8 protein-coding genes are annotated in these 10735 nt (G+C 64.0%); 7 read left to right on the top strand and 1 reads right to left on the bottom strand.

The annotated features are described in order from the left end of the window. The first annotated feature begins 356 nt into the window (after positions 1-356). The 7 genes from EMO90_RS05955 (at position 357) to EMO90_RS05925 (ending at position 9246) form a co-directional block, all read left to right on the top strand. On the top strand, positions 357-2201 hold the full coding sequence (locus EMO90_RS05955) for an FTR1 family protein (RefSeq protein ID WP_395952929.1): 1845 nt from the start codon (positions 357-359) through the stop codon (positions 2199-2201). A 71-nt stretch (positions 2202-2272) separates the two neighbouring features. Further along, positions 2273-2971, top strand: a complete 699-nt coding sequence (locus EMO90_RS05950) for an iron transporter (protein ID WP_150355130.1) — start codon at positions 2273-2275, stop codon at positions 2969-2971. Between the two features lie 197 nt (positions 2972-3168). Then, complete coding sequence (locus EMO90_RS05945; protein ID WP_150355129.1) at positions 3169-4446, top strand: DUF2318 domain-containing protein; 1278 nt, start codon at positions 3169-3171, stop codon at positions 4444-4446. Positions 4447-4496: 50 nt separating this feature from the next. Next, positions 4497-5825: an ABC transporter permease gene (locus tag EMO90_RS05940; RefSeq protein WP_150355128.1), complete on the top strand. Its 1329-nt coding sequence runs from the start codon at positions 4497-4499 to the stop codon at positions 5823-5825. Positions 5826-5870: 45 nt separating this feature from the next. Continuing rightward, positions 5871-7154: an ABC transporter permease gene (locus tag EMO90_RS05935; protein WP_150355127.1), complete on the top strand. Its 1284-nt coding sequence runs from the start codon at positions 5871-5873 to the stop codon at positions 7152-7154. 17 nt (positions 7155-7171) lie between these two features. Next, positions 7172-7972 carry an ABC transporter ATP-binding protein gene (locus tag EMO90_RS05930; protein WP_150355131.1) on the top strand — a complete coding sequence of 267 codons (801 nt, stop codon included), beginning with the start codon at positions 7172-7174 and terminating at the stop codon, positions 7970-7972. A gap of 716 nt (positions 7973-8688) precedes the next feature. Beyond that, positions 8689-9246, top strand: coding sequence for an FMN-binding protein (locus EMO90_RS05925; RefSeq protein WP_223849867.1), 558 nt, complete (start codon positions 8689-8691; stop codon positions 9244-9246). 43 nt (positions 9247-9289) lie between these two features. Here EMO90_RS05925 and EMO90_RS05920 read toward each other — a convergent pair whose 3' ends face one another. After that, positions 9290-10666, bottom strand: a complete 1377-nt coding sequence (locus EMO90_RS05920) for an ATP-binding protein (RefSeq protein ID WP_150355110.1) — start codon at positions 10664-10666, stop codon at positions 9290-9292. Positions 10667-10735: the final 69 nt, after the last annotated feature.

Genomic DNA, 10735 nt, shown 5'->3' with positions numbered 1-10735 from the left:
GCACATCTCGCCGCGCGTGGCGTATTCCACGTCCTCGAACACCCATCTGGCCGCGCTCTTCGTGTCCGTCTCCATCTGATCCTCCCGTCGGTCGGTCAGGTGTTGCAACGATCACTAGAGCCCGCCCTTTTCCAATCTGCGATTGGGGGGCGCAGGTTGGAAAGGATGCGCGCGGGCGGTGAGAGCGGCGCGCGGGCGGTGAGAGCGGCGCGCGGGCGGCGGAGTATACGCCCAAAAATTTTTAAAAACAAGACTGTTTTTTTCTTTCCGTTTCCCCTAGGTTTATCTACCGGTTGCAGGTGGGGCTGTTCGACATGCCCGCAAACGCCTGCGAACACGGAGAGGAAGAAGCAGTTATGTCGTTGCGTGTCAGCATGCCGGCCAGGCGCGTTCTGGCCGGATTGGCGGCCCTCGCCGCGGTGGTGACGGCCGTCGTGGCCATGATCGCCCCCGTCGCGGTGCCGTCCGCGTACGCCGACGATGCATCCGCATCCAGCTCGGCAAGCGCCTCGAGCTCGTCCGCCACGTCCTCCGCCACCGACTACGACACGTGGTCCGCGGTGGCCGAGGCGATCGACCAGCAGCTCAAGGACGGCCTTGACGAATACAAGTCGGGCAACACCGCCGGCTCCACGTCGGCCTTCATGGGCGCGTACAACAAGATCTACGTGGCCTCCAACCTCACCGCCGTGGTGCGCGACTCGGTGAGCGCGGACAAGCAGTCCAGCCAGCAGCAGGCGTTCCAGGGCATCCAGAACCTCTCCTACGTGCCCGGCAACGATGCGAAGCTCGAGGAGCAGATCAACGCCCTCGTTGCCGATCTCAACGACTCCGCCAAGCAGCTCGACGCCAAGTCCGATGTGTCCAAGCCTCGCGATTACGCCGCCGCCCTGCAGGCGCAGCTGGCCGAGGAGCGCAAGAAGCTCGACGCCGCCAAGAAACCGAACCCCGGCAAGGGCAGCCGCTCGTGGACCGACGTGGCCAACGAGATGGTCCCGATCCTGGACAACGCCTACAAGGCGTATGAGGGCGGCGACGGCGCGAAGGGCGCCACGCTGGTCAACGAGGCCTACTACCAGTACTACGAGAAGCTGGGCTTCGAGAAGAACGTGATGAACGCGATCAGCGGCAGCCGCGTCTCCCAGGTGGAGTACCAGTTCAAGGAGATCCGCTCGTCTATGAACAAGGGCGAGGACCTTCAGGCCACCAAGCAGCTCGTGGACCAGCTCAAGGACATGCTCGTGACCGACGCCGGCATCCTCGACGGCAACGGCGGCGCGCAGCAGAACGGCTTCACCAAGTTCATCACCAGCTCGATCGGCCAGGCGTTCATCATCCTGATCCGCGAGGGCCTTGAGGCGCTGCTCGTGTGCGCGGCCATCATCGCGTACTTGGTCAAGTCCGGCAACAAGAAACTCGTCAAGTGGATCTACTTGGGCATTCTTGCCGGCATCGCCGGAGCCGGCGTGATCGCCGTGATCTTCGTGCTCGCGTTCGGCGGATCCGGCCCGCTGCAGGAGATCATGGAGGGCGTGTGCGCCCTGATCGCCACGCTCATGCTGCTGTGGACCAGCAACTGGATGCTCAACAAGCGCTCGGTCGAATCGTGGAACAAGTACATCCGCAAGAAGACCGAGGCCGCCGTGGGCAAGGCCGGCGACGCGCTGGCGGCCGGCGAAAGCGTGACCGCGGGCATGGTGTTCTCGCTGGCCATGCTGAGCTTCCTCGCCGTGTTCCGCGAGGGCGCCGAAACCGTGATCTTCTACCAGTCCATCTACTCGATGAGCCAGGATTCACAGGGCATGTGGATCGGCGGCATCGCCGCGGCCGTGGTGCTGGTGGTCATCTTCCTGATCATCCGCTTCACGTCCGTGAAGATCCCGATCGGCCCGTTCTTCCTGATCACCTCGATCCTGATGGCCGTGCTCGTGGTCATCTTCGCCGGCGGCGGCGTGCATGCGCTGATCGAGGGCGATCTGGTGGCCGGTACGTACCTGACGGGCGTGACCACCAACGACTGGCTCGGCTTCTACCCGTACGTGGAGACGATCGTGGCGCAGGTCATCGCAGCCATCGCGGTGATCGTGCTCTTCGCGGTCGGCTTCGCCAAGGACCACCGCAACAAGCAGGCGCTCAAGGCCGGCAAGGCCCCCGAGCCCGCCGGTGCCTCCGAGTCCGCCGCCACCGGCTCCGCCGAATAACCCAAAGACTTACCCCTCAACCAACCAATCCAGATCGTGAATACCCATTCACAAAGAAAGAGGAAACAGAAATGAAGAAGAACATCACCACGCTGCTCGGCGTGCTGCTTGCCGGTTCCATGGCCTTCTCGCTGGCCGCCTGCGGCAACTCCACCGCCTCCAACGGCTCCACCACCGCGTCGAACACCACGTCCTCCTCCGCGGCCGCCTCCGACAACTCCAGCTCCTCCGACGCCGGTGCATCCGATGCGGGCGCCGGCTTCGAGGAGGTCCCGGTGGGCCCCTCCGGCACCGCCGAGGAGCAGGATCAGGAGGCCGGCCCGCTGACCGTGGGCGCCGTCTACTTCCAGCCGATCGACATGGAGCCCGCCTCCATGGGCCTCAAGGCCGCCGACGCGAGCTTCCACCTGGAGGCCGACATCCACGGCAACGAGCAGGCCGTCGACCTGGGCTACGGCAAGGGTGACTTCATCCCCGACCTGACCGTGAACTACACCATCATTGACAAGTCCACCGGCAAGGAGGTCGAGGGCGGCAAGGCCACCTCCGGCACCTTCATGCAGATGAACGCCTCCGACGGCCCGCACTACGGCGCCAACGTGAAGCTCGACAAGGCCGGCACCTACCAGCTCAAGCTCTCCATCGAGTCCCCGGCCGCCAAGGGCTGGATGCTGCACGTCGATCCGGAGACCGGCGTCAAGGGCCACTTCTGGACCGAGCCGATCGAGGTCACCTTCGACAACTGGGATTACGCTCCTAGGCAGTGGTGAACGCGTTAAGCGGAAAGCCCGGTGGGCTTTCCGTAGCGTTCACGAGCGGCGTTCCAATCCGCCGCGAGCAACGTTGAGCCGGCCGTAGGCCGTCCTTAATTGCAGGGGCTCGAAGAGCATTTTCCTGCACAGACCAGCCCCCTCACCTTCGAGGGGGCTTCGGTCGATTTTGGGTTATTAATTCGGAAAGGGTGCGCATGCTCGAACAATTCGTTACGGTGATGCCGGGGACGCTGGCCCCCGCGCTGCTCATCATGTGCCTGAGCGTCATGCTCACCGTTGGCGAGGGCAGGGACAAGCCGATCAGCTCGCGTTGGCGGCTGTGGGGCCTGCTGATCGGCCTCGTGGCGGCGATCGTGTTCGCGGCGCTCAGGGCCACGGCGGTCATCAACCAGCGCACCTTCGTCAACTACCCGGTGCTCGTGTGCGCGGTGATCGTGGACCTGCTCGCCCTTGCGGCGGTGCTGGCCTCGCCCGCGATCACGCGCGACTGGACCAAACACCGCGCGCTCATGCACGTGGCGAACGCCGTGGCCGCCGTGCAGATCGCGCTGACCGTGTTCTACGCGCTGCCGGACGTGATCCTGCAGCTGACCATCTGGGTGGAGCCCGACGCCCCCGTGTTCACCTCCGACATGCTGCTGCGCGCTCTGGGATTCGTGCTGGGCGTGGCCGCGTCGATTGTGGTGGCGGCCATCTTCCGCACCATGCGCTCCACCGCCGTGCGCTGGGCGTTCACCACGGCCGTGGCGCTGATGATGGCGATCCTGTTCGTCCAGCATCTGACGGGCCTCATGCAGATCCTGCAGGCCCGCCGCATGCGCTTCACCCACACCATGTTCGTCACGCTCGCGTGGTCCATCAACCACAACGACCAGATGATCATGGCCCAGACGTTTGTGTTCCTGATCCCCGCGGTCGCCTCCATCGTGGCGGGCTTTCGCATGAAGACCCGGAACGTGCCCGATCTCAACGAGGCCCAGATCCGCGGCAACAAGGCGTTCCGCCGCCGCGCGATCGCCGCCGCCGCGTGGAGCCTCGTGGCGATGATCGCCGTGACCTGCACGCTGACCGTGGGCAAGGCCGCCACGCAGCAGACCATCACCCTCTCGCCCCCGGAGGCGTACGCGCTGTCCGACGGCGTGGCCACGATCCCGTTCTCCCAGGTTGAGGACGGCCATCTGCACCGCTTCGAGTACAAGGCGGCCGACGGCACCGTGATGCGCTTCATCATCATCAAGAAGAACGGCGGCGCGTACGGCATCGGCCTGGACGCCTGCGAGAACTGCGGCGACGCCGGCTACTACGAGAAGGACGGCAAGATCATCTGCAAGAAGTGCGAGGTGGCCATCAACCTAGCGACCATCGGCTTCAAGGGCGGATGCAACCCGGTGCCGTTCCCGTACAAGACCGGCAACGGGCAGATCACCATCCAGACCTCCGACCTGGACGCGCTGAGCGCCCACTTCCGGTGATGTCGATGGCGGCCAAGATGACGGCGAAAGACTGAAAGGCGGGATTTGCCATGTTCTTTATGCGTATGATCGCGCGGTCGTTCACGCGGCAGCTGCGCCGGCGCCTGCTGATCGCGCTCACGGTGTGCCTGTCCGCCACGGTGAGCGTGGCCATGCTCGGCGTGGTGTTCGACGTGGGCGACAAGCTGAACGCCGAGCTGAGCACCTACGGATCGAACATCGTGGTGCAGCCCAAGTCCGACGCGGTGGTGTCCGACCTGTACAACACCGACGCCGGATCCCCATCGTCGCAGACCGATCCGACCGCGTTCCTCAAGGAATCCGACGCGCCCAAGATCAAGACGATCTTCTGGGCGTTCAACATCACCAGCTTCGCGCCGCAGCTCAACGTGCACGCGCAGGCGTCCGCCGGATCCGCCGCGCAGGCGAACGGCGAGAGCGTGCCGATCGTGGGCACATGGTTCCACAAGACCCTCAAGCTCGACTCCGGCGAGACCACCGTGGCCGGCGTGCAGGGCATGCGCTCCTGGTGGAAGATCCAGGGCGCCTGGCCCAAGGACGACGCCGAGGAGGCCATGCTTGGCAAGGATCTGGCCGCCAAGCTGGGCGTCAACGTGGGCGGCGATCTGACCTTGGCCAAGACCACCGCGGATGGGGCGAACAACACCGTCACGCTCAAGGTGACCGGCATCTACGACTCCGGCGACGACGAGAACGGATCGGTCTACCTGCCGTCCTCCGTGGCGCAGAAGCTCGCCGGCCTGCCCGATTCGGTGGACAAGATCGAGGTCAAGGCCCTGACCACCCCGGAGAACGATCTGGCCCGCAAGGCGTCGCGCAACCCGGCCGCGCTGAGCCAGGACGAGTGGGAGACCTGGTACTGCACGGCCTACCCGAGCTCGATCGCCTACCAGATCGAGGAGGTCATCCCCGACGCGGTGGCCAAGCAGGTCCGTCAGGTGGCCGCGCTGCAGGGCAACGTGCTGCAGAAGACGCAGGCCGTGATGATCCTGATGACCGCACTGAGCCTGATCGCCGCCGCCGTGGCCGTGGCCAACCTGATGGTCGCCTCGATCGGCGAACGGTCGGCCGAACTGGCCCTGTTCAAGGCGATCGGCGCGACCGATGGGGCCGTCTCACGGCTCATGATGGCGGAAACCGCCGCGATCTCGCTGCTCGGCGCGATCGTGGGCGCGGGCCTGGGCTCCGGCGTGGCGCAGATCATCGGGCATGTGGTGTTCGGATCGGGCATCACCATGCGGCCCATGGTGTTCGTGCTCGTGTTCGTGCTGCTGGCGCTCACCGTGCTGGTGGCGTCCGCGTCGTCGATCCGCTCGATCCTGAGCCTGAAGCCCGCGGAGGTGCTCCATGGGCGCTGATCGTGGCATGATCGATCGTCTTATGCGTAAGGAGGGAGACCGTCGATGACCAACACCGGCATGTTCTTCAGAATGCTGTTCAGCGCCGTGTTTCGCCGGCGATCGCGCGCGGCCATGGCCGTGGTCGCCTCGCTGGTGGGCTCGGCCACGCTGTTCTGCCTGGCGATGATCTGCATCGCCGTGCCGCAGCAGATGAACCAGGAGATGCGCGCGTACGGCGCGAACCTGATCGTGACGCCCACCGCGTCCACCGGCGACAAGGCCGGCATCGAGGATGCGATGGTGGAGCACACCAGCGAGATGGTGGCCGCCAAGGGCACGGCCAAGCACGCCACCTACCGCTACGAGAACGTGCGCGTCAACGCGGCGCCGTACGTGATGGCCGGCGTGAACCCGGACGATGTGGAGAACCTCAACCACCACTGGAGCGTGGACGGCGACTGGCCCAGCGAGGGCAAGGTCCTCGTGGGCCGCGACGTGGCCGATGCGGTGGGGCTGAAGGTCGGATCGGCCATCAAGATCGCGTACCGCGCGTCGGACAACGCCTCCGGGGCCTCATCCGATGCGGCTTCCGGGGATTCCGCGGGCTCTTCGGCGTCTTCTTCGGCTTCGGCGTCCCCGTCTGCCTCCGCGTCCCCGTCCCAGCAGATGCAGGACGGCCGCGTCTCCAGCGACATCATGGACACCTCCGGCACCGACTTCCGCGTGGCCGGCATCGTGGACACCGGCGGCAGCGAGGATTCGATCATCTATGCCACGGACGACGACGTGACCAAGCTCACCGGCTCCACGCGCGGCGCCGACGTGATCGAATACTCCGTGGACCTCTCCGGCGAGGGGCTGTCCGATCTGGTCGACTCGATCAACGGCATGACCTCCATGCACGTCAAGGCCCAGCAGGTCACCAAGATCACCTCGTCGGACACGCGCATCATCACCATGCTGCAGACCCTGTTCTGGATCGTCTCGCTGGTGGTGCTGGTGCTGACCCTGGTGGGCGTGGGCACCACGATCTCGTCCATCGTCTCGCAGCGGCGCAATGAGATCGGCCTGAGGAAGGCTCTGGGAGCCTCCTCGAAGAGCATCGGCGTGGAGTTCTACGCCGAATCCGCGGTGTACGGCCTGGTGGGCGGCCTGCTCGGCACCGGCGTGGGCTACGGGTTCGCGCTCGTGCTCACCACCACCGTCTTCCAGCGCTCGCTCGACTTCAACTGGTGGCTGGCCGCGGCCTCGGTCGTGCTGTCCATGCTGGTGGCCGTGATCGCGTCCGTGCCGCCCGTCCACCGCGCCACCCGCATCGACCCGGCCGTCGTGCTTCGTGAGGAATAAAGGAGAAACCCATGACTATGCTGCTTGAACTCGACCACATCTCCAAGATCTACGGCGACCTTAAGGCCGTGGACGACCTGTCGCTCACCGTGCCGGCCGGCGAATGGCTGGCGATCGTCGGCTCGTCCGGCTCCGGCAAGACCACGCTCATGAACATGATCGGCTGCATGGACACGCCGTCCAAGGGCTCGGTGAAGCTCGAGGGCCGCAAGCTCGAGGACCTCAACGCCACGCAGCTGGCCGACGTGCGCAAGAACATGATCGGCCTGGTGTTCCAGAAGTTCTACCTCGTGCCGCATCTGACGGCCGTGGAGAACGTGATGGTCGCGCAGTACTACCACTCCGTGGTCGATGAGAAGGAGGCGCTGGCCGCGCTCGATCGCGTGGGCCTCAAGGACCGCGCCCACCACCTGCCCGGCCAGCTGTCCGGCGGCGAGCAGCAGCGTGTGTGCGTGGCCCGCGCGCTGATCAACTGCCCGAAGATCATTCTGGCCGACGAGCCCACCGGCAACCTCGACGAGAAGAACGAGAAGATCGTGCTCGACCTGTTCCGCCAGCTGCACGAGCAGGGCACCACGATCATCGTGGTCACGCACGACGCGCTGGTGGCCAGCTGCGCCGAGCGCGAGATCATGCTCAACCATGGCGTGCTGGTGGGGGAGAAGTGGAACGACGAGGCCGCGCGGGCCGCGTACGAGGCCCAGGGCGGCAAGCCGGCGTCCACCGGATCGGACGCCGAGGATGCGCAGCGCGGCGAGACCGCGATCGGGTTCGCCGATCCGACCAAGGCCGCGAAGACCGGCGGCGAGGCGGCGTGACGCGCGTGGCGCATCGGATCTGCTCATTTTGGAAGAAGCGGAGCGCGGAATGAGCAGATTCGATGTGCTGCGAGCCATAAACAGGCTACAGCGCAATGGATTCGCTCATTCTGTGGTCCGAGATGCGCAGAATGAGCAAATCGGATGGCTGGCGGGCCTTAAACGGGTTGTGCCACACTGGATTTGCTCATTTTGAAAGATTCATGGTGCAGAATGAGCGAATTGGATGTGCCGAGGACGCCGAAGAAAGCCGGAAAGAGCCGGAGGAAGCTGCGAGCCATCGGATCCGCTCATTTTGGAGGGTGTGAAGCGCAGAATGAGCAGATTCGCTGTGCTGCGAGCCATAAACAGAGCCATAAACAGAGCCATAAACAGGCTACAGCGCAATGGATTCGCTCATTCTGTGGTCCGAGATGCGCAGAATGAGCAAATCGGATGGCTGGCGGGCCTTAAACGGGTTGCGCCACACTGGATTTGCTCATTTTGTGTCTCAGATTGTGCAAAGTGAGCAGATCGGATGGCTGGCGGGCCTTAAACGGGTTGTGCCACACTGGATTTGCTCATTTTGTGCCTCAAATTGTGCAAAGTGAGCAGATCGGATGGCTGGCGGGCCACGAGTGGCTACGAGGGGTCGCGCGGGATTCCGAGTAGGTTCCAGCACAATGGATCCGCTCATGTTGCGATAATGGTTGCCGCGCAGAACGTGAAGGAGAGACATGATGATTGAAACGGCGAACGACGAGAAGAAGACCTCCGCGGCGGTGAAGGCCGTCGCGCTCACGGCGGCCGGTCTGGCGCTGCTCTCCGGCTGCGGCGAGCCCAAGGCCGTGCCGATGAACGACGAGTACGCGGGCGATTCCGGCGAATCCAGCGCCGCGGCGGATGGTTCGGACGCCGGCTCGGACACCGCCAACGCCACCAACCCCACCGCCAAGTCCACGCACAGCCAGCCCACGTCGGACAAGCAGGACACCGGCAACTACGCCGACGGCGACTACAAGGTGCAGGGCGTGTACGGCCCGATCGGCGAGGACACCATCGACGTGACCATCACCGTCAAGGACGGCAATGTGGCGAAGGTGGACGTGGTGGGCCATCCCTTCACCACCATCTCCAAGGGCCATCAGGACGATTTCGCCGCCGCGATCAACGGCGTGGTGGACGGCAAGCCCCTCAAGAACCTCAAGATCGACACCGTGGCCGGTGCCAGCTGGACCTCCGACGCCTTCAACGAGGCCCTCAAGGTGGCCCGCGAGGAGGCTTCGATCCAGTAGGGTCGGCGGGCCGGGGAATGGCGGGCCGTGCGCAGTGCTGATTCTAACGGCTCATGAACCACTTCCATGCCGGGATCTGGCGGATCACACGGCCCGGCTGGTCATCGCGACGGTATTCGCGCTCCTCGCCATCGGCGACGATGATCGTGCCGTGATCGAGTCCTTGTTCGCCCATGGCCTCCCATAGCGCACGGGTTTCTCGATCGATGGTGGAATCATCATCCATGTTGTCGGTCACCTGATACAGTTCGTAGGTCTCGTCCACCATGATGTCGCCGACGACGAAATCGATCTCGTAGCCATGTTCGCGCGTGCGATATGAGGAGATGCCGTCCCGTCGGAATCCAACGGTCCGCCGGCGCAGCTCCAGATATACGGCGTTTTCAAGTCTCTGACCCTCGTCGCGCATGCTGGCGGCGGAAACGGAGGCCGCCAGTCCGGAATCGATCGCATAGATCTTGGGCATTGACGTGGTGCGCTCGCTGGCTGACATGGAGAATTCGCGCACGCGAAACAGCAGATAGGCGTCCTCGTAGTATTGCATCAGATCGCCCAGCAGCTCGCGACTGGTTGGCATCCCCAACGATCGCATGTCATTTTCGATCCTGCGGATGGACATCTGCCGGCCGTTGGAGGCCAACGCCCGTCTCGCCAGCATGCTGGCCACGCGGGGACGGGTGATGTCATGCCGTTCCACAACGTCGCGCAGCACCACGCGCTGCACGTAGGATTGCAACAGCGCCACACGTTGAGGTGCCGGAAGGCCTATCGTCGCAGGGAAACCGCCCTGATCGAGGTAATCGTGCAGTGCGTGGGCGAGCCGCAGCCGGTGTTGCGCGGAATATACGGCTGTTTCGCCATCATTGGCCGATGGTCGGAGCAGGGATGGATCGCGAGCCGCGATGAATTCCCTGAAGGAGAAAGGCAGCAGCTCGAAGTCCAATGCCCGTCCGCGGAACTCCGTGGCGATCTCACTGGACAGCATCTTCGATGAGGAGCCGCTGACATAGATCGTGGCCTTCGTGGTGTCGACGATCCGTCGGAGCCACGCGCCCCAATCGTCCATCTCCTGCAATTCGTCGAAGAACAGGTACAATCCCTCATCCGCTGCATCCGGATGCATCGAGACGAAGGTTTCAATCACCGTATCGCCGGTGGCCGGGGTGACCGTGCCGAGGCGGTCGTCCTCAAAATTGAAGTAGCAGATGCGATCCCATCCGATGCCTGATTCATGCAGGGCGTTCATCTCCTGGAACAATCGATAGCTTTTCCCGCTGCGGCGCATGCCAATGATCACCTTGACCAGATTGCCGATTTTTGGCGGCATGGGTTTGCCCAGATCGAGCTCTCGCGGAATGAGGGGGAGGAAATCCTCGATGTGAAAGTCAAGCAGTTTGTCCTGAATGATCGGTTTCATCATGGCATTCCCCTTGCAGCAAGGTCGTAAGCGGCTAGTAAAGGCAACTGGTAATTTTATTTTACCAATTTC

The organism is Bifidobacterium vespertilionis (genome assembly GCF_008698145.1).
GTDB lineage: Bacteria > Actinomycetota > Actinomycetes > Actinomycetales > Bifidobacteriaceae > Bifidobacterium > Bifidobacterium vespertilionis.
This window is presented reverse-complemented; position numbering and strand designations above follow the sequence as displayed.

Bases quoted from the DNA above. Each gene is read 5' to 3' on its own strand.
- EMO90_RS05955 (WP_395952929.1), top strand. From the start codon at position 357: ATGTCGTTGCGTGTCAGCATGCCGGCCAGGCGCGTTCTGGCCGGATTG.
- EMO90_RS05950 (WP_150355130.1), top strand. From the start codon at position 2,273: ATGAAGAAGAACATCACCACGCTGCTCGGCGTGCTGCTTGCCGGTTCC.
- EMO90_RS05945 (WP_150355129.1), top strand. From the start codon at position 3,169: ATGCTCGAACAATTCGTTACGGTGATGCCGGGGACGCTGGCCCCCGCG.
- EMO90_RS05940 (WP_150355128.1), top strand. From the start codon at position 4,497: ATGTTCTTTATGCGTATGATCGCGCGGTCGTTCACGCGGCAGCTGCGC.
- EMO90_RS05935 (WP_150355127.1), top strand. From the start codon at position 5,871: ATGACCAACACCGGCATGTTCTTCAGAATGCTGTTCAGCGCCGTGTTT.
- EMO90_RS05930 (WP_150355131.1), top strand. From the start codon at position 7,172: ATGCTGCTTGAACTCGACCACATCTCCAAGATCTACGGCGACCTTAAG.
- EMO90_RS05925 (WP_223849867.1), top strand. From the start codon at position 8,689: ATGATGATTGAAACGGCGAACGACGAGAAGAAGACCTCCGCGGCGGTG.
- EMO90_RS05920 (WP_150355110.1), bottom strand. From the start codon at position 10,666: ATGATGAAACCGATCATTCAGGACAAACTGCTTGACTTTCACATCGAG.